The following is a 20,645-nucleotide window of genomic DNA, read 5'->3' as shown; positions in this document are numbered from 1 at the left end:
CAGGCGAAAAAAATTGACTTATCAACTAACCAAGACAAACAAATGTATAAAATTTACACCAACAACCGTGCGGTGCCTAAACGCTATGCCGCTAAAATTCTGCTTATTATGCGACTAACCACCGTATTATTGCTATTCACCTTTATGCAGGTCGCGGCTGCCAGTTACGGGCAGAGGATCTCGCTGAAAGGAAAAGATTTGTCGCTTGAACAGGTCTTCAACGCGATCCGGCAGCAAAGCGGGTACGATTTTGTCGTGAAGGAGAACCTGCTGCGGAACGCCAGGCCGGTTAGCCTGAACATCCACGACGCCAGTGTTCAGGACGCTTTAAGTGCCTGCCTGGAAAACCAGCCGTTTACCTATGTACTTCTCGAAAAAACGATCGTCATTAAAAAGAAGGAGCCTTCCATTTTTGAGAAGGTGAGCGCCATTTTTGCAAATATTGATGTGCGCGGCCGTATTGTAGACCGGGACGGTAAGCCTCTTGCAGGCGCCAACATCTCGGTAGTAGGAGAAGCTAAGGGCACGAAGACCAGCTCAAACGGAACCTTTTATCTGGGCGGAGTGAATGAAAAAGCTGAGATCGAAATTTCTTATGTGGGCTATCTGACCAGGAGAGTCGTTGTAAGACCAGAGCTTGGTGATATTGCCCTGGAGCTGATCGAGTCGAAACTTAACGAGGTGCAGGTTATCGCTTACGGCAACGAAGAGAAGCGCTTTAGTGTCGGCTCCGTTGCTTCAGTAAATGCCAGTGAGATCGAGAAGCAGCCGGTGACCAATCCGCTGCTTGCCTTGCAGGGCCGGGTTGCGGGACTTGCCGTGAACGGCACCAATGGTGTACCCGGTTCCACAGCGCTGGTACAGGTGCGCGGGCAGAATACGCTGGGCACTACCCTCCAGGTTAAGCCTTACGACCAGCCCCTGTTTATTATCGACGGTGTGCCTTTTGCACAGCAAAACGTGAACATCAACCAGCTTAACAGTCTGGCCACGGCACAATCCTTTACCGGCGGTATCAGTCAGGCCACAGGGATCAGTCCGTTTAACAGCATTAATCCCAACGATATTGAAAGCATCACCATCCTTAAAGATGCCGCTGCCACCTCCATCTATGGTTCGCAGGGCGCAAATGGGGTGGTTTTAATTACAACAAAGCGTGGCAAGTCCGGGCAAACCAGTCTTGACGTGAACCTCAATACGCAGTTTAACTATGTGGCCCGTCCGGTGGAAATGCTGAACACGCAGCAATATCTCCAGCTGCGGAGAGAAGCCTTTGCCGCGGATGAAATTACACCTTCCGGTGACCCGGACGATTACATGGGTTATGCCCCTGACTTAACGCTTTTCGACCAGAATAAATATACCGACTGGCAAAAGATCATCAGGGGAAGGACAACAAATAATACCGACTTCCATGCCACGGTATCTGGCGGAACTGCGTCGAACACCTACCTGGTGGCGGCAGGCTATACCCGCTCGAACTATAATTATCCGGGAGATTTTTCAGATCAGCGGTTTACTTTACACAGTGCCTTGCACAGCGGATCGGCCAATAATCGCCTTTCCCTCGACCTGGTTACCGACTATGGCTATGACCAGAACAACTCTGCCGCTTATGGCGGGAACCAGAATATCGTACTTGCTCCGAACCTACCCGATCTTAAAGATGCCTCGGGCAACCTGATCTGGAACTATAAGGGATATTCTTTGGATGGGCAGAATTTCTACGCCGGGCTTTTGCGGCCTGTATATCTTCAGAATTACAACTTTAACACGGCACTAAATGTTTCTTACAAGGTGCTGACCGGCCTGACTTTAGGTGCTAACATCGGCTTTAACCGGAGCAGTACCGTGGAGCGTTCTGAAAACCCGGCCAGTTCCCAGGAACCTACCTGGGCGGAGCCAAGTGCAGCCTTTGGCGATAACGTGGCCCAGACGATTAACGTGGAGCCGCAGCTGAATTATACCCTGCCGTTAGGTAAAGGTGTGCTGACCGCCTTACTGGGTGGTACCTACAAAAAGGTGAGCAGCGATGCCTACCGCGTGGAGGGCTACGGCTACTCGAGCGATTATTTTTTGCGGACCATTGTTGGTGCTACGACGACCTATCCTTCCGAAACGTTAAATCTGCTCAGGTACAGTGCGGGCTTTGCGCGACTTAAATACGTGCACGACGAGAAGTATATTGTGGAGGTGTCGGGCAGGAGAGACGGTTCCAGCAATTTCGGTCCGGGAAGGCAGTTCGGAAACTTTGCCTCTGTGGGTGCCGGCTGGATATTTTCGGAGGAAAGCCTGTTTGATACCTTCCCGATCCTGACCTATGGAAAGTTATCGGGAAGTTACGGAACATCGGGAGGGGACGCTTCCAGGGCTTACTCTTATCAGGCGCTTTATCAGAACTTATCTAGTGTGCCGGCATTCCAGGACATTAAACAAGCTTATGCCTATAATCTTTATAACCCGGATTTCAGCTGGGCCACCAAGAAGTCGCTGAACCTGGCGCTGGATCTTGGTTTTATCGATAACCGGGTGGTATTAAATGCTACGTATTACCGGAACAGGGAAGGCAACCAACTGGTAGATATGCCTCTAGCTGCGCAAAGCGGTTTCACCCGTGTGTTCGGAAATCTGGATGCGGTTGTGCAAAATAAGGGCTGGGAATTTACGACGACAACCGCCAATGTTAAAGGACGGCATTTTACATGGTCGACCACCTTCAATTTAACCTTAAACCGGAATAAACTGCTTGAGTTCCCGAACCTGGAGTCGTCGGCGTATGCCAATAAATATATCGTCGGACAGCCCGTCTCGACCATCATCGGCTATAAGTATAAAGGGGTAAACCCAGAAACCGGGCTCTATGAGTTTTACGATAGAAACGGAGAGGTGACCTCCAGTCCGAAATCGGGCAGGATAGCCAATGGCGGCGACCAGGTCCCGATAGGGAATATGGAAGTGAAGTATATGGGTGGTTTTGGTAATAATTTTACCTACGGAGATTTCGGCCTATATGTTTTCTGCCAGTTCTCCAGCAGCAATGCGCCGAATTATCTTGCAGGGCTTTATTACAGTGACTTCCCGGGTTCGCAGGTGAACCAACCCGCAGAAATATTGGGCAATTACTGGAAAAATCCCAACGATCAGGTCACCATACAGCGGTTAGGCAGCAGCTTTTACTCCGGTTCACTGAGTACGATTCCGCCCTTTACGCAGTCGGACGGCATATACAGCAACAATACCTATCTGCGCGTAAAAACGGTCGCCTTGTCGTATGCCCTACCGGACAATTTTCTGAAGAAAATGCATGTGCGCGGCGGCAGTATTTATATAAACGCACAGAACCTGTTTACGATTACGAATTATAAGGCGGGCGATCCTGAACAGCCGGGCACGTATACAGCCTTCCCGATTCAACGGATCGTCGCATTTGGTATGAACTTTAAATTTTAACTCGTTGTCATGAAAACAAGGTCATTTAATAAAAATATATTTAACGCAGGTTATTTGCTGATCATGTTAGGCATACTTGCGTCCTGTAAAAAACTGGTCGAGTTACCGGGTAACCCGCCATCTTTTATTAACAGGGAACAGCAATTTGCAGACAGCGCCTCAGTGATGTCGGTCGTAGCCGGCGTGTATACCTATAACCAGTCGAAAGGCTTTGGCTACAGCGATGCCAACTTTACCATAGCGACAGGACTTTCCGCCGATGAGCTGTCGACCACCCTCAGTTCTTCAGACAGGCCACAGTTCTATAACTATTCCCTTACCCCCTTAAACGGAAGCATTATTGGCTTGTGGCAATATCCCTATCAGGCCCTTTACAAGGTGAACGATGTGCTGGAAGGAATTTCTGACAATAATAAGCTCTCGGCCTCCCTCGTAAATCAGCTAACAGGAGAGATGAAGGTGCTGAGGGCATTGTACTACTTTAACCTGGTCAATATTTTCGGCGGGGTGCCCCTGGTCACGTCGACCGACTACCGCGTAAACGCACGTTTGCCCAGGGCTTCCGTGGATGCGGTGTATGCACAGATCACGGCCGATCTGAATGACGCGCTCAACAGGCTGTCGCCCGATTACCCCTCAGAGGCAAGGTACCGGCCGAACCTGTATACCGCGAAAGCTTTACTAGCCAAAGTATACCTGTACCAGGGCAAATGGCAGGCGGCGTATGATGAGGCCGATGATGTTGTCGGCTCGAATGTTTACCGCCTGAGCGAGGTTCCTTTAAACGCAGTGTTTCTTGACGGAAGTGAAGAAGCCATATGGCAGATACCAGCGAAAAACTCCTATCAGCAGACCGCCGAGGCGCAGAACTTCATCCCTTCCGGTGCAACAACGCCAAGGTATCTGGTGACGCCTTTTCTTTTGAACAAGTTTGAGGCAGGAGACCAGCGCCGGCAGCGCTGGGTGGGTACCACGGTCGTTAACGGTAACCCGCTCAGCTATCCCGCCAAGTATCGTAACCGACAGGCAACCAATCTGCCGCTCGAAGGATACATGATCTTGAGGCTGGCCGAAGTGCTGCTGATCCGGGCCGAAGCCGCTGCCCGTCTGAACAACCTCGCCAACGCTTTATCAGATGTTGATATCATCCGCGAGCGCGCGGGTCTGGAAGCCAGCACGGCAGATGTGACCTCACAGGATGCGGTATTAAATGCCATAATGCATGAACGCCAGGTGGAGTTGTGTTTTGAATGGGGAAACCGCTGGTTTGATCTGAAACGTAACGTGACACCGTCGACCTCAGCCGCAACTGTACTGAACGTCGTGAAGGCCGGTTACACCCCAGCGGCAGCCTTGTACCCGGTGCCCCAGGCTCAGCGGGACCTTAACACCTCCCTCGACCAAAACGACGGATACCGCTAAACACTAAGAGGCTTTTATTATTCCTGTAAAACACACATTGATGAAAAAACTGAAATACCTGAGTGGTGTATTCCTTGCACTGCTTACCCTGACCATGACTTCCCGAGCACAAAACACTGTGCTTTCGGGAAAGCTCAAGGGACTTGCCAACGGCACCATTGAAATCTTTTACAATAAGGACGGGGTATCTGCAACAGATACCCTAACCGCATCCAATGATGCCTTTATCTGGAAAGCGGACCTGGAAGAACCTGTGCGGATTGCCCTGATAACCGGCCGTAAAAATTATTATTTTTTTGCCGAGCCCGGTCGCATGAAGCTCACCGGAATAAAGGACTCCCTGGCATCTTACAAACTGACCGGCGCACCGATGCAACGCGATAATGATGTGTTTGTAGCCATGACCAAGGACTTAAGGGTACAGTGGGATTCGCTGTATGTGCGCTTAAAAAGTGCCACTTCCGAGGCGAAAAAAGCTGCGATTGAGCAGCAGCGGGATGAAAACCGAAAGCAGTTTGCACTTAGAACGGCACAGTTTATTGCCAACCACCCTAAAAGTTCATTCAGCGTGTATCTGGTTGGGCTGGAAGGTGAATACCAGGAGAAAAGCCGCTTGTACGCCATGCTTCACGAATCGGCAAAACAGACCCGTGCCGGGAAGAGAATTGCCGGACTATTAAGTGTTATGGCCAACAGCCAGATCGGGACGCAGGTAAAAGATTTTGTACAGGCGGATACTGCCGGTAAGCCGGTAAGCTTCAGCGAGTTTAAAGGCAAGTACGTGCTGGTGGACTTTTGGGCGAGCTGGTGCATGCCCTGCCGTGCAGAAAACCCGAGTGTACTGAAAGCCTATAATACTTTTAAAGAAAAAGGCTTCACTGTTCTGGGGATTTCACTGGACGACAAAGCGGCCAACTGGAAAAAGGCTATACGGGACGACAAAATGCCCTGGACACAGCTGTCGGACCTGAAAGGCTGGGACAATGAGGTGTCGGTATTTTTTGGTATCCGGGCCATCCCCAGCAATTTACTGGTAGATCCGTCAGGAAAAATCGTAGCGAAGGACTTAAGGGGAGAGATGCTGGAAAATAAGCTGAGGGAACTGCTGGATTGATAGAGAGAAGCCATGCTTTACTTCTCCGTAAGAAGATCGCCTAGTCCGGCTTTCTCAAGAAAGCGTACGAATTCGAAAATGAGATCTTCATCCATGCCACGTGTTTCAAGTTGGAATACGGACAGCTGCAGCATGTCTGCGGGAGTGGGGAACTGCTCTTCCGCTGCAAATTCAAGGAATTTCGGGCTGAAATTTAAGTCAGCAAATGTTCGCTGAAGTATAGGGTGGCTGAAATTTTTCATTTTGAACTATTTTAATTTACGGCAAAGTTAATCAAAGAAAACACAAAAAGCCACTTATGAGGTGTTTCTTATAAGTGGTTGTACGGGAGGGGCTTATTTGCGTGTTTTGCATCATGCAAGGTGACAAAGATATCTCAACCCAAGAAGACTTCAGTCCGGAGGATCTCAGGAAATTGGCCGAGAGAATTAAAAGTCTTCGTCTCAAAGCAAACTACAAAAGCTACGAGGCATTCGCTTATGACCATGGGATCTCCCGCTCGCAATGGGGGCGTTACGAAAAAGGTATGAACCTTAAATACATTACACTGGTGAAGATTGTCAAGGCCTTTGATATGACCCTGGAAGAGTTTTTTTCAGAGGGGTTTGAGGAGTAGGATCCTCATTGGCACGACCATTGCTTTCTGGCTAGCAAAAATCTGCCTTATGTTTAAATCGTTCACTTCAGTTGATTGGGTTCTTATAGTGCTTTTCGCTTCCGTGGTTTGGTATCTGGCCATAGGGACAACTGGTTTTTGATGTGGCACTGTGAATGGTCTGGTCACCGGGAATGCCGAAATTGACAAGACTTGCCGCACTGGATCATGCAAGCGCGGAATGGAATTGTTATATTTGGGTATATCTCTTGTCATATGAAAGCTTTCTCCATATTAATTGCGCTGGTATTATCTTCTCTGGTATCGGACGCTCAAGTGCCGGATTTGATGAATTGGAAACTTGATAGTCTTCCTGTCGGCGAACGTTTCTATACGGCTAATCATTCGGCTGACAACTGGCTTTTTAAGTTGACCGGTGGCAAATGGAAAGTTGTTCAAAACAAAGATGGGCAGCAAAAAGGTGACAGCATTCCACCAGGTCTTATTACTTCTGATGTGAAACGTAAAGTTGGGCTGGAGAGGGGACAGTCTTTTGTAAAAAGAGTTTCTGACGGCTTTCTGGTGGGGAAGGATGGCGGTGAGTTTGGCGGCGGTTTGTTTTTTATTGGTCTCGATGGAGGACTGCAGGTGGTTCGGGACCGTATCAATGTTCGTTCCATCATTGAATATAACGGAAAGTTACTGGCTATTGAAGGGCTTGCGCATTTAGGTAGCTACAGCGGGCAGATTCTGGAAATTTTTAAAGAAGGCGATAGATGGTCTTGCAGATTGCTTACCACGCTTGTCGATGCACCCATACTTATAGAGCGCTTCGGGGATGAGCTCCTGATCGTCACTTCACAGCATCTACTTAAGTTGGGAAGAGGCTTTAAAACTACGGAAGTCCTGAAGTCGCCGATATATTGGGGCTCTCTATATCCAACGTCGATGTTGATTGATAGGACTGACCTGTATTTAGCCATGCGACAGGGTGTGTTAAAAATCAAGGATTTTGAATCGCAACCGGTGTATGCATGGTATGTTTTATGATTTGGGAACTCACCGAAAGGTATTTTGACCTTGAATTTTCTAAACGAAAGAGCTATGAAAGTCCTCACCGTTATTTTAATTGTTTTGCTTATTCCCGTTTTGCTGATCTTGATCAACCGGATTAAGTCGGGAAATCTGGAAAAGACGTACCCGGCTTTGGGGCAGGAGGCAGGGAGTGAAAACTTCGTCTTGCTGGAGCTTGAGTTGAAAGGCCAGAAACTGGAATATATGCGTGAGGAAGGGATTGCCGACCGTTCTGAGGAAATGCGAAAAGCATATCCCGGACTGGAGCCCGGACGATACTGGCCGAAAGATGGAGGCTATGTTTGTTTTGACACGTTGAAGAACCTGTTTATGGTTGCCACGACTGAGTATGTTGTGGACAAAAGTGGGATGATGGATGAACTGAAACACGTTTGTTTTTTCGACGTTGACGGGAGGGCGTCTGGCCACATCAGCGAAATGTATAACATTAAGCAGGAATGGCGTAAGCATAGTATTCTGTTACCAGACCATATCCCGAATTTCCCGAACTGGAAGGCGGATCGCTCAGAGCTGCAGCTCCGGCATTTTGGCGTGGAGGAATTCAGGACGCACTGGTTGAATCCGTTTCGGGGAATGGGTAGTCCGACAGGTGTCGGATCTGCTCCGGCCTGGGCAGGAACGGGTTATTTTGATCTGCATGTAGAAGGAGAGACGATCCGTTTCAGGTCGCCCGCAACGAGGGATGGCTTTCTGCTTCAGGAACCGCATGATTTCGGGACGGACCTGTCTTACTGTAAGTTTCCCGGATCGTTTGCCAAAAAAGTTCCTGCGTTTCTTGTTTACAAACCCTCGTTTGGCCAGGGCCGGGTGTTTATGGTGAAACAGAAGCGCTGAGCTTTCTCCAGGCTTCAAGGCTGAAGTCTGTGTCCTGCGCAGGATCGTAAACCTTGATTTCGTAATGCGGATAGATGTAGACCCTGAACATCATGAACCTTGAAAAATTATCCTCTTCCCTTGATCCGGTTTCAACAAGGTAGTAGTTTTTCCCTTCGCTGGGTCGTTCTGCTATACCTGCCTGATCTGCACCGCTGCGTACTTCGGGGATATTCCTGATGTCCCGCAGAATCTGTTCTTCGGTAATAGGCGCTACAACGGGTTTTCCTTTGAGGGGCCTGAAATGCGACATGCGGTTCGCGGTGTATTTACTGTCATTGTCGCCAGCCTCATAAAGGGTATCAGCGAACCATTTGACCTCGAACAAGGTGTTTTTAAAGCGGTCGTCGATAGCGCTATCGGTAACGAGGCTTATGGTGTCTTTGGAAGCGTTCAGAAAGATGTTATACCAATAGTCGAAGTTTCCTTCGAAATGAATGAACTGCAGGGTGTCGGTATGGGTAACAATCATTTTTTCGGGTTGCCGGGTTTCTACGGAATCCGATGCGGTTTCAAGGGCCTGGCCGGATGGTTTTTTGTTTCCGCAGGATGAGAAGATAAGGGCGCAGGCCAGGAGTGGGATGAATCTTGTCATTTCTATTTTTGATACAATATCAAAAAAAATAAGAGAATCATCACACTTTGAACAGTGAAGTGCCTTTTGTGTAAGCAGGATTTGCTTATCAGGGCTATTTTTCGTATCATTGTAATAATGGTCTATTATAGCATACTTTATTCTTTTAGCGTGCAGCTTGCTCAGCAATTGCGTATTGCCACGGGTATGTTTGGCCGGTTTTTGCAGCTGCAATACAGCCTTGGAGATGCTTTCCTGAAAAGCAGTAAGGACTTTATACAGTAAGCCCCGCCCGGTCCGGGTCGGGGATACCTCCATTTTTTATTTACTTAAATTTTTACGATATGGGCTTAATGAAGCTGGCTTTTGCATTGCTTATTGCTTTGGATTTGCTGGTCATTTCACTTGCGGTATTTGTAGGTAAGCCGCTATTGATTTTGCTGGCCATCATTGGCTGCGCTGCTTTGAGATGGCTTCACAATGAACAACAGATCCGGTATAAGCTTAGGCAATATCATCAGAAACGATTAAAGAATTATTATGACAACTATAAATGAGATGAATGAATCTCCTGTAATACTTACTAAGGGAATGTACGACTTATTGAAAGATCACATCAGACGAAAGAAGCTGAGTAAGCTTAACGAAGCGGAACTTGAGGCGCAGTTGAGGAAGGCCACTCAGGTGGTGACAAGGGATCTGCCTCCGGATGTGGTGGCGATTGGAACGATGGTTACGGTGCAGGATACGACTACAGGGGAGCAGGAGGTGTTCAAATTTCTTGCTCCGGACCGTGCGAGGAAGAAGAATGGTACGGTTTCTATCCTGTCTCCAATGGGCCTTGCTATGGTGGGCTACCCGGAGGGGGCAACGGTGCAATGGGAGTTTGAAGGCAGAATGAAGACTTATGAAATCGTAAGTGTTTCGAGGATTTAGTTGCTTTAGATTGCACGAAGTTATATCTTGACTAAATGATCAGGATGCAAATTCGACTTACCCTTTGGGTGCTCGGGATCAGTTTTGCGGCAATAGTTATGGGCTGCTCTGCAGGGGGTGGCCAGACTATCAGTGATGAGGATTTAGAACGCCTGAAGGGTAAGTATGATGTCGAGACCCTGAATTACTTTTATGAGACGGTGTTCCATGAGGACTTCAGTAGTGAGAAACTGAATAACATTTCTAAGTGGAATGATGATCCTACGATTGCTATCTCCGGCAATCAATCGGCCGAGCATAAAAGTTTTGTGAAGGAGGCCATTGCGGAGATCAATCAGTTGGGTTTGCCGATAAGATTGTCTTTAGCTGATTCTGCTTCTTCTGCATCAATAAAACCGTAAGATTGATGACAGTTTGAGACAGCGGAGTATTATTGATGCCTTGTACTTTAGCTTGATGCCCATGCCGCAGGAACCGGGCACTGCCATCAAGCTGTTTGAAGTCAGGCAGGATAAAGTAGTGTTTGCCCGTCGATATGCTGACTTATTTAAACTGATCTATTCCCCTGGGTTTGCAGACGGCTGTTTGTTGAAGGATTTCAGGCTTGCGCAGTCGGGCAAGTAATATACAATTGATGGCAATTCCTTATCTTTGTAACCTCCCGAAAGGGAGTTCTTAGGAGGAACGGCCTCCCCCATAGTGGGAAAAATACTTCGGGACGACCCGATATTATCCTGATTAAGCAAATGGCTTGGTTATTTTTAATTCTTGCAGGAGCCCTGGAGGTTGTGTGGTCTTATGCAATGAAGCAGTCGGAAGGTTTTAGCCGGCTTACTCCTTCGCTTGTGACCATTGTAGCTATGGTGGCAAGCTTTGGTCTGCTGTCAATTTCTATGCGTACGCTTCCCCTCGGTACCGCGTATACCATCTGGACAGGGATTGGTGCTGTGGGCGCCTTTATCCTTGGCGTAGTGTTCCTCGGTGAGCAGTTTACCGCTACCCGCGTGATTGCGGCATGCCTGATTGTTGCAGGCCTGATCTTAATGAAGTTTTCTTCTGTGGATTAGGGCTTACGTAAAAGCACTGCGTACTTCGAGCTTATAGCCTTTACCGCGGATTACAACGATATTGACATCAGGCTCGGGTTCGAGTTTCTTTCGTAGTTTTGATATGAACATGTCGAGACTTCGCCCAACAATAACCCCTTGGTCTTCCCAGATCTCTTTTTGCAGGCGGCTTCTGGGTATGACTTCATTGGGTGACTCTGCGAAGATGCTAAGTAGCCTTGTTTCAGTTCCCGTCAGGTCGGTGGTTGTGCCATCCAGGGTAATTGTTTGGCTTTCCGGATCAAACAAAAGGGCGCCTAATCTGTGGATCCGGGTGTGCTGAGTGTATGGTGTAGATCGCGGGGGCCTGGCTGATTTGAGAAATACCAAGCCCACAAAAGCCAACATGGAGAGGCCGCCCAGAAAGTATTCACGCTTTGTCGCAAATGTTCCTGTGGGCTTAAATTTGATGTTTATCGTATAGCGCGCTGTGGGTTGCTTTCTTCCTTTGCAGGCGACGATATCGTCTTTTTTATTTTTGGCGATTGCAAATCCATACGCTACACCGGCATTATGGGGGTTCAGTACATTGACGATATACTCATCTGAATGCGGATCCCGGCCCAGCACACGCTGCGCAGTATTGACCAATGAATCGGGCTGAAAAGTAAAGGCCTTTTCGAAAGTAATCTGATATTCGTGTTCAGCGACTTTTTGAACCGGGAGCACCCTTGAACTGGTGTCGCCCGATTGTAAGAGTAGCTCATGTCCGATACTGCGTAGCAAAACCTCCCTTTTGGCCAGTCTGAAATCGTCGCCCTCCCCGGGGCCAAGGATCACCCAGATGATAGCGATAAGGGGAAGCAGTGTCAGCGCGAAGAGATATCTGCGTTTGCCCGGCGTTTTTGAATCTTGGCCAAAGTCCATAAGGTCAGGTTTTTATTCGTAAAGGTCGCATTTTTATTTTGCAATCTGTGCCGCATGCTGCTGAATATATCGGGATATCAATCTTCCGGTTTTTCTTTAGGATTGGCCATTGTGACGATTCGCGGTTCAAATCTGGCAAGTATTTCTACGAGGTCGTCCTGTGCGGCCATGATGGCATGGATGTCTTTGTAGATGGTTTTCGATCATCGCGATCGGTCTCGTTCCACGTTTTCTTGTCGAACAAGGAACTGTCGAAGTATGATTTGGTGGTACAGCCCATGCCGAAATAGGTGTTGTTTACCAATATCCTTTTTAGCTTATCTTTTTCTGTATCCACGGCTTCGGCCGGCAGGTCGTAAATGCTCAGGCACATTCGGCAAGCAATATCGACGCCCACGGCGAAAGGGATGATGGTGTTGGCTGCTGTAGCCAGCACACCGCCGATAGGGAGGCCGTAGCCCTGATGTGCATCGGGCATAAGCGCACCTGCAACCGCTATGGGCAGGTTTATGGCGGTCCGCATTTGTGCAAGCGCGCCAGACTCGATATGTTCCTGACCCCATATTGGAAATTCGGTCAGTTCCTTATTTTGTATCTTCTCCTTTTCCATACTGAGATAACTGCTAATGCTGAGCCAAATATCGACAGGCAAAGTGAAGGCAACAAGTTTTCGGTGTTTTCCGCAAGCCGTCCGTAAAACTACTTGTTTGGCAAAGCAATTGCTTAGATTTTTCAGCATTTAGAATCTCGAATAACTATGAATAATTCTAACGCGGAAAACCAGTTGCTGCGGGCTGCCCTCGACGCCTCTACCTGTGGGATTATTGTTACGGATAACCAACTCCCGGATAATCCGATTATATATTGTAACCAGGCCTTTGTTAAACTTTCAGGCTACCAGCGTGAGGAGGTTATTGGCAGGAACTGCCGGTTCCTTCAGGGCAGCGAACGCGAACAGGCTTCAAGGGCAGCCATAAGGGCGGCTGTTGACAGCGGTGAGGCTGTGACTGTTGAGATACGCAATTACCGGAAAAACGGTCAGTTCTTCTGGAATGAGCTGTATATTTCTCCTATAAGAGATGAAAGCGGGAATGTGACGCATTTTGTAGGCGTTCAGAATGATGTGACCCGCCGAAAGAATGCAGAGGAAGACCTGATCCATGAGCGTGAGCTGGTAGAAGGCAAGGTGGCCGAGCGTACGGCACAGCTCAGGGAAAGCGAGGAGTACCTGGACAGTATTGTACAAACGATAAGACAGGGGCTGCTGGTACTTGACTCGGGCTACCGGGTGATTTCTGCGAATGATTTTTTTCTGAAAACATTTAAGGTGGAGAAGCGGGAAACCGAGGGGAAGAGTCTGTATGAGCTTGGAAACGGACAGTGGAACATCACGCGTTTGAAGGAATTGCTTGAGCGTATCCTTCCTACCAATAACCCGGTGCTCGATTTTGAGGTGGAGCATGACTTTCCGCATATCGGAAGGAAACTTATGTTGCTAAATGCGCATAGGGTTGAGCTGGAAGGCACTTATAAGGACCGCATTTTGCTGGCTATAGAGGACATTACGGAGGTACGCGCTGCGGAAAACAGAAAGGACGATTTCCTTTCGGTGTCCAGTCATGAACTTAAAACTCCGCTGACGACGATTAAGGGTTATCATCAGGCCCTGAAAAAGTATCTTCCCCTGGACACCCAGCCAAAGATCCGGACGATTGTAGAAAAGACAGGAAAGCAGATTGCGCGCCTGGATAGTATTATCACGAGTTTGCTGGAGATGTCGAGAATACAGAATGGCATTTTTACGGTAAACAAGGAGTCGCTTGATTTGAATTTGCTGGTATCTGAGGTTGCGGATGAACTCCGGCCGAATCATCCCGATCATAAGATTCTGGTGGTAGGCAAAGTGAGGCGCAATGTTTTGGGTGATGATTCGCAGCTTGCACAGGTGCTGACAAACCTCATCGTTAACGCGATCAAGTATTCGCCAGACTCTGAAGCGGTCAGCGTGCATCTTTCGGAGGTGAGTGAATATGCGAAGATTGCGGTGACGGACTATGGTATCGGCATTTCCGCAGACGATCAGAAACGGGTTTTTGATCGTTTTTACAGGGCGAACGATATACAACGAAAATTTCCGGGTATGGGTATTGGTTTATATATCTGTCAGCAGATCGTATCGCATCATGGCGGAACGCTTTGGGTAGACAGTGAGCTGGGCCGCGGCTCCACGTTCAGTTTAACGTTGCCGGTAGAAAGCAGGGAGGTGGGGAATGATTAAAAAGCTTATCATTTGTGATGATGATGCGGACATCCTAGAGATGCTCGAAATGGTGCTTGAGGATACCCCGTTTGAAATAGTTACAGAAACAGACAGCAGAAAGGTTTTGGATCAGGTGCTTAACCTTAATCCGGATCTGCTGCTGATGGATCTGTGGATGCCCGGCCTTTCCGGAGACCAGGTGCTGAAGCGGTTGAGGGAAGACGAGCGCACCAGGGAAACCAAGGTGATCATTATGTCGGCCAGCCGCGACGGCCAGTCTGTTGCTATGGCCGCGGGTGCCGATGGCTTTATTGCCAAGCCATTTGATATTGATGCGCTCGTTGACAAGATTTCGCTTTCTTGACGATCTTATGCATCTACCCGGTACTTAGTCCCACATGGTGCCGTTTAAGCCGAGGATCAGGCTCATCCATAAGCCAACGAGCATTGCAAGCAGGCTTAAAATAAAAAGTACATTACCTCTCCAGCCTTTAATATCCCTGAGGGGCTGCGTGATGTCATAGCATAGTCCAACAACAGCACAAAGCGCCGGAGTAAGCAGTAAAGGTTTGATGCGCCAGTATTTACCCCAGGAAGGATCGCCTTCTCCGGCTCCGATAACAAATACGCCGACCACGATAAGCCCTACGAGTGCGCAGGCGATCATTCTGCGGGTTAGTAACGGAGAAAAGAGTGGTTGTTTGGGTTCGATGTTTTTAACTGATGTTGTCATAGTTCTACATGTTTGATACAAAGGTATATATAATAACTTTGTAATTCAAAGTGCTTTTAGATAATTTATTTAATAATGTTATATTAGGTTGCCAAACGTTAATTACCGCTTATGAAATTCTCTCCATTTAAATGCCTCGTTTTGCTGATAAGCATTGCACCCCTGTTTCTTTCTGCACAGCAAAAAGCTGCAACCGATCTTGTTTTCAATAAGAACTTCTACGACATGGAAAATCAGTGGGTGGTGTTCCCTAAAAAGCATACAGATTCTGCTTATGCTTACGGAGTGGTTTATGTCGATTCCTCAGCGGGTTTTACTTTTGATTTTCAAGGTACATTTAAGGTCATGGACGACGGAACCTTCTCCGCCAGGCCATTCAGCAATAGTGGAAATGCGAAAGTCCGGCTCGAGACAAACATTGCCCAGGTTTCTCCGTTGTCGGCTGACCGGCTGAAGCAGTTGAATCTCCCTCAAGAAGCTGCATTCCTCAAGCATTATAAGGTAAACATGGAAGAGACCAGGAACATTGTTACCTGGGGCCGGCACTACAACCATGTAGGTGCTTACGCTAAGGCATTAGAATATTTGCTTAATGCATACGCGAAAGAGCCTCATGCAGCAGGCCTTGAATTTGAACTTGCTTTTAATTATAATGCTAACAAAAAGTTTGATAAAGCTGCCGAAGTGTTAAACGTGGCGATGAGGCATGATCCGAAAAACTTCTGGTTTTACCGCGAACTTGGCTATACGTATATGAATCTAGGCAAACTGGAGGACGCCGAAAAGACTTATTCAGCAGGGATTGATCTTGCTGGGCAAAGCCCGCAAAAAATGGAAATGGCCTACAATATGGCGTATGGCTTTTTTAGCGTACGGAACAAAGGTAAATTTGAGGAGTGGTATAAGAAAGCGGAACAACTTATTGCTAATCCAAATTCTGTGATGATGCGGAATTTGAACGACATGAAGCAAAAACTTTAAGCATCACTTCTTCTTATTCTTTTTAGGTTTTTCAAGGTTTTGAATGTTCAGGCCCCGGACTTTTGGCTCTCCCGGTTCCCCGATCCGGTAAGTGGGCATGGAAACGGGTTCGATTCTAGATTCCCGGTAGCCGTTGGGCATCTTAACTGGGCCATGTACTGTATCTGTTCCCATCTTTTTAACGAAAGGTCCGGACTTGCCCCGACTGATGTGAAAGCCTCTGATCTTAACCGTGTCAGTTTTTTTATATGTCGAGTCGAGCTTCTCGATTTCTGTCTGCTGGGCATGACTTGCCAGGGCGATTAAGGTAAGTGCGGCAATTGGGGTAAGCGTTTTTTTCATAACAGGTTATATATGAGCTAAGTTAAGGATTTTATCAATAAAGTCCGACAACTGGTGACAAAGTTGTGTCGGCCAGTGCCATTCTCACTACACCCTGATCTGTTTGATTTTCAGAAGGCGACTTTTGTGTCAGGTTAAACGATCAGGTATTATGGATGATAGATTTAAGATTTCTTTAGGAGCGGTAGCGGATGACAAGGCCGAAGTGGTTTTTGCTGCGAATGGCTTTGCGTTTAAGCTTTCGCGTTTGGTTGGTGTGCTGCCTTTCGTAGCCAAACTGGAGCAGTTGCGCCGTGCAGTAATTGCTGGTGGCGGCCGGGAGAGCTGGTTTGATTTGCTTGATGAGGCCTGCAATGAGTTTGTACTGGAGGTTTCCTGTGCGGCGCGGATGGTTTCTGTGAATTTGTGGCGCAGGCTGGATGCTTTTCAAGGTGAAGTGAGGTGTGAGTTTGCTTGTGACTGCAGTATTGCGGAGTTTGATTATGCTGTTAAAAAATTGCATTTGCTTCGCTGACTGCATCCTTTGAAGCTCCGCAACAAAGCCGCTAAGGTCAGCTCAGCAAAAGCAATTTTTTTGCCCACTGGAAAGGCCTCCTTTGAAGCTCCGCAACAAAGCCGCTAAGGTCAGCTCAGCAAAAGCAATTTTTTTGCCCACTGGAAAGGCCTCCTTTGAAGCTCCGCAACAAAGCCGCTCAGGTCAGCTCAGCAAAAGCATAACAAAAGCAATTTAGGTACCGGGGGGTGCTGAAGTAAGTTCTTTGACATATTGGGTTACAAATGGTGTAACAGAAAGAGATTAACGCGCTCGTGTATTGACTTTTTAAAACAAATAAACATTATGGGAAAATTTGGTAAAGGTATCCTGGGGCCATTCTCAGGAAAAGTTGGGACGGTGATTGGTGCCGTTCGTGAAGGTGAATGGACGATGCGAAGTTTGCCGTCGAAATCGAGTAAGCCGGCTACGGCGGCGCAGCTCGCACAGCGTGCTGCTTTTGGTTTGATGATCGGGTTTTTCCGCCCGATAGGTCCGGTGCTTAAGGCTGGATTCAGGAACAGGAAGCGGGGGCAGTCGGCCAATAACGCCGCGATGCAGTATAACCTGAACGAGGCGATCGTTGGTGTGTATCCGGACCTGTCGCTCGACTACAGCAAGATCACGCTCAGCCGCGGCCCGCTGCTGGAGCCACCGGTTATGGATGTTTCGGCCGCGGTAGATGCGCAGCTTGATTTTAGCTGGCTGAACAATGCAGGTACTGGTCTGGGAAACACCAATGGCACTGACAAGGTCACGATTGTGGTGTACAATGCGGTGAAAGACCGCTTCGTTGTGGTGCAGGACGCCGTGGCGCGGTCGACCCAAAGCTATGCGCTTTCACTCCCACCGGATTTTAGCGGCGACAGTGTAGATATCTGGGTGTTCTTTATAAGCGCTGATGGCAAGCATGCCAGTGACAGTGTGTATCTGGGCGATATGGATATCGCGTAGTGGTAGTATCAGGCGGCGCGATGTGCGCCGCCTTTTTTAAATGAATATTTTATGGGCGGTTTATTATTAAGCGTATTTCGCAAAGGCAATTATGAGCTGACCAGGCGCGTGCTGGTGTTTACAACGCTGGTGCTGATATGGCCGTTGGTTCAGCGTATGGTGCTCGCTCTCGATGTGAGGTCGGGCTATGTAGATCCGGGCATTGTGGTGCTTATCGTGATCAGCATGCTTTGTTTTCTGATGGTGATAGGGATGAGTCTGTGGCTGCTGAAGGGTTTTTTGATTTACCTGGGTTTGCCAAGCCCGGGTGTTTTGGCTTTAAAAATTAAGGAGATGGATGTATGGGTACAGTTAAGTTTTTATCTGGCTTGTTTTGCCTTGCTTTTGTTTGCGGGGGTTGGCTGCCTGGCAGCGGTGTTGTAGCAGCCCGGGTGTCGGAGCAGCGTTTTTTGATGTACAAAAAGGAGAATGATGAGGAAAGAATTATCAGAATCGCCGAAAATGAGATCGGCGTTAGGGAGGAAGGTTGTGAAAATTGTGGTCGGCGTGTTGAAGCATATCTTAAGTACGTGGGTCTCGGAAAAGGTTCGCCGTGGTGCGCGGCGTATGTAAGCTGGGTGTTTGCTGAAGCGGGTTTCGCTCATCCACGTACCGCCTGGACGCCGGCCTTGTTCCCCAGTGGACGGGAGATGGTAAACCGTATGGCAGGTATACCGGCGCGTCAGGAAAAAGCCCTTGTGTATGGGCTGTATTATCCCTCGCTGGGACGGGTGGGCCATTGCGGAATTGTAACGGGCTGGCAGGGCGATTGGGTCCTTGGCACGGAGGGAAATACCAACATGAGCGGGGCACGCGATGGTGAAGGTGTATATAGAAAGATAAGGCACCAACGAACGGTTGCTAAGCTGGCAAACTGGCTGGACAATGCGGGTCGCCCGCAATCCGGAAAAAGAAATGGAGGCAAGCGTGGCAAAATATAGGAATGGTATAAACGGGAGCTTTCATGGCAAAGTGGGCACGGTGGTAGGGGTGTCCTGGCGGGGTGTTGACTATTTCCGGAGTCTGCCCGGCAAATCAAATCAGCAGCCTACAGAAAAGCAGTTGCGGCAACGAAAGCTGCTTTCGGACGTGAGCAGCTGGCTGCGTTCCATCAGGGAGGTTATAACCATAGGGTACCAGCAGTTTACGGAGGGCCCTACCCCCATGAATATGGCGATCTCGAATTTGATGAAACATGCAATAAAGGTCGACGAAGGGGTGAAAGGCATTGATTATACCCGTGCAGTGATCAGTCGCGGTGAACTGCTTAGTTCCTGGTTTGCCACACCGGCTGCAGCGGGCGGGGCAGCGCTTTTCCTAAGCTGGGCGAATTACAGGCCGTCTGCATTTAATGCGGATGATGACCTTATCACCGTGGTGGTGTACAATACAGCCAAGGAAAAGTTCGTAACCTTTCATGAGGTGGCTTGCCGAAAGGACCGGGAGGCCCTGCTGCAGTTGCCCGGCAGCTTCACAGGCGATGCGGTGCACCTCTATGTGTTGTTTGTGGCTGCGGCCGGTGATGCGGTAAGTACAAGCAATTACTTAGGTGAATTGACCATTCTTTAGCGGAAATACCTTTTCTTTGTATCATGGTTTCATATATCTCTGCGAGTTATGTTTACCCGGTCACTTCAGCCCCTATAAAAAACGGGGTGCTTGGCGTAGACTCCAAGGGCACGATCAGGCAAGTGCTTACGGAGCAAGAGGCTGCAGCTATGGGGATTGGCGATGCAAAGCATTATGATGGCCTGCTGGTTCCAGGCTTTGTGAATACGCATTGTCACCTGGAGCTCTCGAGCTTGCGGGGAAAGATCGACAAGCATACTGGTTTGCCAGAATTCGTCCAGGCCGTGATGAAGATGCGTACCGCAGATGAATATGCGCTTGATGCTGCTATGCGGAGGGCCGATAAAGAGATGCTGGAAAACGGCATCGTCGCCGTTGGCGATATCTCCAACACGCCAGTTTCAAAGATGATTAAAAGGGGAAGCCTGATCTGGTACCATACTTTCCTCGAAACGATGGGGTTTAACCCTGATGTGGCGGGTAAGGTACTGGAGCGTGCGATGGAAAGCAAAGCGAAGTTCGCCCCGCTGTCGGTATCCCTTTCGCCGCATGCGCCCTATTCTGTGTCGCAACCCCTGTTTGAGCGACTGAAAGAGGTGGTGGAACAAGAAGACACGTTTTTAAGTATCCATAACCAGGAGACGGCTGACGAAAATGCTTTTTTTGAAAGTAAGCAGGGTGCATTCCTCAGCCTTTACGAGTCGCTCGGACTGAATATCGATTTCTACAAGCCTACGGGCAGGTCTTCCCTGCGGAGTTACCTGCCCATGCTGCCGCCAAACCAGCGTGTATTGCTGGTACATAATACTTTTACCTCGAGGTCGGACGTGCAGTTTGCCAGGGCCATGCACCGGAACCTGTTCTGGTGTTTGTGTCCTAATGCCAACCTTTATATCGAAAACCGCCTGCCCGACGTGCAGATGTTGCGCGAAGAGGGGCTCACCATAACGCTGGGTACGGACAGTCTGGCAAGTAATGAAAGTCTGAGTATTTTTGCTGAAATGGTTACGTTACAGAAGCATTTCGGCGTTCCTGTAGAAGAACTGCTTGTTTGGGCAACCTGGAACGGCGCACGCTTTTTGGGCGTCGACGATCGTTATGGTTGCCTCGAAGTGGGTAAGCGGCCGGGTATAAACCTGCTGCAATTTGAGGAAAGTGACGGCAGGGTGATGCTGGGCAGTGCAATGAGGCGACTATATTAAG

The 20,645-nt window shown here is 48.6% G+C and carries 26 protein-coding genes; 20 read left to right on the top strand and 6 right to left on the bottom strand.

Features of this window, described 5'->3' with window-relative positions:
- The first annotated feature begins 42 nt into the window (after nucleotides 1–42).
- The 3 genes from QEP07_RS08955 to QEP07_RS08945 are packed head-to-tail and all read left to right on the top strand — an operon-like array spanning nucleotide 43 to nucleotide 5,986.
- Entirely contained in the window at nucleotides 43–3,450 is a 3,408-nt protein-coding gene (locus QEP07_RS08955) for a SusC/RagA family TonB-linked outer membrane protein (protein ID WP_285009587.1), read from the top strand.
- Nucleotides 3,451–3,459: 9 nt separating this feature from the next.
- Entirely contained in the window at nucleotides 3,460–4,872 is a 1,413-nt protein-coding gene (locus QEP07_RS08950) for a RagB/SusD family nutrient uptake outer membrane protein (protein ID WP_285009585.1), read from the top strand.
- A gap of 40 nt (nucleotides 4,873–4,912) precedes the next feature.
- A complete protein-coding gene (locus QEP07_RS08945) occupies nucleotides 4,913–5,986 on the top strand; it encodes a TlpA disulfide reductase family protein (RefSeq protein ID WP_285009583.1) in 1,074 nt (357 codons plus the stop codon).
- A gap of 17 nt (nucleotides 5,987–6,003) precedes the next feature.
- Here the strand turns inward: QEP07_RS08945 and QEP07_RS08940 are convergent, their stop codons facing one another.
- Nucleotides 6,004–6,228, bottom strand: coding sequence for a hypothetical protein (locus QEP07_RS08940; protein WP_285009581.1), 225 nt, complete (start codon nucleotides 6,226–6,228; stop codon nucleotides 6,004–6,006).
- 113 nt (nucleotides 6,229–6,341) lie between these two features.
- Between QEP07_RS08940 and QEP07_RS08935 the strand changes: the two genes are divergently transcribed.
- The 3 genes from QEP07_RS08935 (at nucleotide 6,342) to QEP07_RS08925 (ending at nucleotide 8,510) form a co-directional block, all read left to right on the top strand.
- Nucleotides 6,342–6,602, top strand: coding sequence for a helix-turn-helix transcriptional regulator (locus QEP07_RS08935; protein WP_285009578.1), 261 nt, complete (start codon nucleotides 6,342–6,344; stop codon nucleotides 6,600–6,602).
- Between the two features lie 255 nt (nucleotides 6,603–6,857).
- Nucleotides 6,858–7,631: a hypothetical protein gene (locus QEP07_RS08930; protein ID WP_285009576.1), complete on the top strand. Its 774-nt coding sequence runs from the start codon at nucleotides 6,858–6,860 to the stop codon at nucleotides 7,629–7,631.
- A gap of 54 nt (nucleotides 7,632–7,685) precedes the next feature.
- Entirely contained in the window at nucleotides 7,686–8,510 is an 825-nt protein-coding gene (locus QEP07_RS08925) for a hypothetical protein (RefSeq protein WP_285009573.1), read from the top strand.
- Here QEP07_RS08925 and QEP07_RS08920 read toward each other — a convergent pair.
- Nucleotides 8,488–9,441, bottom strand: a complete 954-nt coding sequence (locus tag QEP07_RS08920; RefSeq protein ID WP_285009572.1) for a hypothetical protein — start codon at nucleotides 9,439–9,441, stop codon at nucleotides 8,488–8,490. The genes QEP07_RS08925 and QEP07_RS08920 overlap by 23 nt on opposite strands.
- A 26-nt stretch (nucleotides 9,442–9,467) precedes the next feature.
- Between QEP07_RS08920 and QEP07_RS08915 the strand changes: the two genes are divergently transcribed.
- The 5 genes from QEP07_RS08915 (at nucleotide 9,468) to QEP07_RS08895 (ending at nucleotide 11,126) form a co-directional block, all read left to right on the top strand.
- Nucleotides 9,468–9,680 carry a hypothetical protein gene (locus tag QEP07_RS08915; RefSeq protein WP_285009571.1) on the top strand — a complete coding sequence of 71 codons (213 nt, stop codon included), beginning with the start codon at nucleotides 9,468–9,470 and terminating at the stop codon, nucleotides 9,678–9,680.
- A complete protein-coding gene (locus QEP07_RS08910; RefSeq protein WP_285009570.1) occupies nucleotides 9,664–10,059 on the top strand; it encodes a GreA/GreB family elongation factor in 396 nt (131 codons plus the stop codon). Before QEP07_RS08915 ends, QEP07_RS08910 begins: the two co-directional genes overlap by 17 nt.
- Nucleotides 10,060–10,094: 35 nt before the next feature.
- Nucleotides 10,095–10,460, top strand: coding sequence for a hypothetical protein (locus QEP07_RS08905; protein ID WP_285009569.1), 366 nt, complete (start codon nucleotides 10,095–10,097; stop codon nucleotides 10,458–10,460).
- A gap of 13 nt (nucleotides 10,461–10,473) precedes the next feature.
- Entirely contained in the window at nucleotides 10,474–10,683 is a 210-nt protein-coding gene (locus tag QEP07_RS08900; protein WP_285009568.1) for a hypothetical protein, read from the top strand.
- 122 nt (nucleotides 10,684–10,805) lie between these two features.
- On the top strand, nucleotides 10,806–11,126 hold the full coding sequence (locus QEP07_RS08895) for a DMT family transporter (protein WP_285009566.1): 321 nt from the start codon (nucleotides 10,806–10,808) through the stop codon (nucleotides 11,124–11,126).
- A gap of 3 nt (nucleotides 11,127–11,129) precedes the next feature.
- On the opposite strand, the gene QEP07_RS08890 is transcribed toward QEP07_RS08895, so the two are convergent.
- Nucleotides 11,130–12,032, bottom strand: a complete 903-nt coding sequence (locus QEP07_RS08890; protein ID WP_285009565.1) for a helix-turn-helix domain-containing protein — start codon at nucleotides 12,030–12,032, stop codon at nucleotides 11,130–11,132.
- Between the two features lie 145 nt (nucleotides 12,033–12,177).
- Entirely contained in the window at nucleotides 12,178–12,642 is a 465-nt protein-coding gene (locus QEP07_RS08885) for an RtcB family protein (protein ID WP_285009563.1), read from the bottom strand.
- A 147-nt stretch (nucleotides 12,643–12,789) separates the two neighbouring features.
- On the opposite strand from QEP07_RS08885, the gene QEP07_RS08880 reads away from it, so the two are divergent.
- Both QEP07_RS08880 and QEP07_RS08875 read left to right on the top strand, forming a co-directional pair.
- Nucleotides 12,790–14,310 (top strand): PAS domain-containing protein, encoded by a 1,521-nt coding sequence (locus tag QEP07_RS08880; RefSeq protein WP_285009562.1) that lies wholly within the window; start codon nucleotides 12,790–12,792, stop codon nucleotides 14,308–14,310.
- Entirely contained in the window at nucleotides 14,303–14,656 is a 354-nt protein-coding gene (locus tag QEP07_RS08875; RefSeq protein WP_285009560.1) for a response regulator, read from the top strand. Before QEP07_RS08880 ends, QEP07_RS08875 begins: the two co-directional genes overlap by 8 nt.
- Before the next feature lie 24 nt (nucleotides 14,657–14,680).
- On the opposite strand, the gene QEP07_RS08870 is transcribed toward QEP07_RS08875, so the two are convergent.
- A complete protein-coding gene (locus QEP07_RS08870) occupies nucleotides 14,681–15,025 on the bottom strand; it encodes a hypothetical protein (protein WP_285009559.1) in 345 nt (114 codons plus the stop codon).
- A 111-nt stretch (nucleotides 15,026–15,136) separates the two neighbouring features.
- On the opposite strand from QEP07_RS08870, the gene QEP07_RS08865 reads away from it, so the two are divergent.
- A complete protein-coding gene (locus tag QEP07_RS08865) occupies nucleotides 15,137–16,006 on the top strand; it encodes a tetratricopeptide repeat protein (protein WP_285009557.1) in 870 nt (289 codons plus the stop codon).
- A gap of 3 nt (nucleotides 16,007–16,009) precedes the next feature.
- Here QEP07_RS08865 and QEP07_RS08860 read toward each other — a convergent pair whose 3' ends face one another.
- Nucleotides 16,010–16,348: a hypothetical protein gene (locus QEP07_RS08860; protein ID WP_285009555.1), complete on the bottom strand. Its 339-nt coding sequence runs from the start codon at nucleotides 16,346–16,348 to the stop codon at nucleotides 16,010–16,012.
- 151 nt (nucleotides 16,349–16,499) lie between these two features.
- Here QEP07_RS08860 and QEP07_RS08855 point away from each other — a divergent pair, with 151 nt between their 5' ends.
- The 6 genes from QEP07_RS08855 (at nucleotide 16,500) to QEP07_RS08830 (ending at nucleotide 20,644) form a co-directional block, all read left to right on the top strand.
- Nucleotides 16,500–16,862, top strand: coding sequence for a hypothetical protein (locus tag QEP07_RS08855; RefSeq protein ID WP_256003555.1), 363 nt, complete (start codon nucleotides 16,500–16,502; stop codon nucleotides 16,860–16,862).
- 324 nt (nucleotides 16,863–17,186) lie between these two features.
- The gene (locus QEP07_RS08850; RefSeq protein ID WP_285009554.1) at nucleotides 17,187–17,834 is read left to right on the top strand and encodes a DUF6266 family protein; all 648 of its coding nucleotides are present in this window, start codon (nucleotides 17,187–17,189) and stop codon (nucleotides 17,832–17,834) included.
- A gap of 51 nt (nucleotides 17,835–17,885) precedes the next feature.
- Entirely contained in the window at nucleotides 17,886–18,257 is a 372-nt protein-coding gene (locus tag QEP07_RS08845) for a hypothetical protein (protein WP_285009553.1), read from the top strand.
- Nucleotides 18,176–18,814, top strand: a complete 639-nt coding sequence (locus QEP07_RS08840; protein ID WP_285009551.1) for a C40 family peptidase — start codon at nucleotides 18,176–18,178, stop codon at nucleotides 18,812–18,814. Before QEP07_RS08845 ends, QEP07_RS08840 begins: the two co-directional genes overlap by 82 nt.
- Complete coding sequence (locus QEP07_RS08835) at nucleotides 18,759–19,442, top strand: DUF6266 family protein (RefSeq protein ID WP_285009550.1); 684 nt, start codon at nucleotides 18,759–18,761, stop codon at nucleotides 19,440–19,442. Before QEP07_RS08840 ends, QEP07_RS08835 begins: the two co-directional genes overlap by 56 nt.
- A gap of 23 nt (nucleotides 19,443–19,465) precedes the next feature.
- Entirely contained in the window at nucleotides 19,466–20,644 is a 1,179-nt protein-coding gene (locus QEP07_RS08830; RefSeq protein WP_256003566.1) for an amidohydrolase family protein, read from the top strand.
- Nucleotide 20,645: the final 1 nt, after the last annotated feature.

This window comes from Pedobacter faecalis, from assembly GCF_030182585.1.
GTDB classification, from domain to species: domain Bacteria; phylum Bacteroidota; class Bacteroidia; order Sphingobacteriales; family Sphingobacteriaceae; genus Pedobacter; species Pedobacter faecalis.
This window is presented reverse-complemented; position numbering and strand designations above follow the sequence as displayed.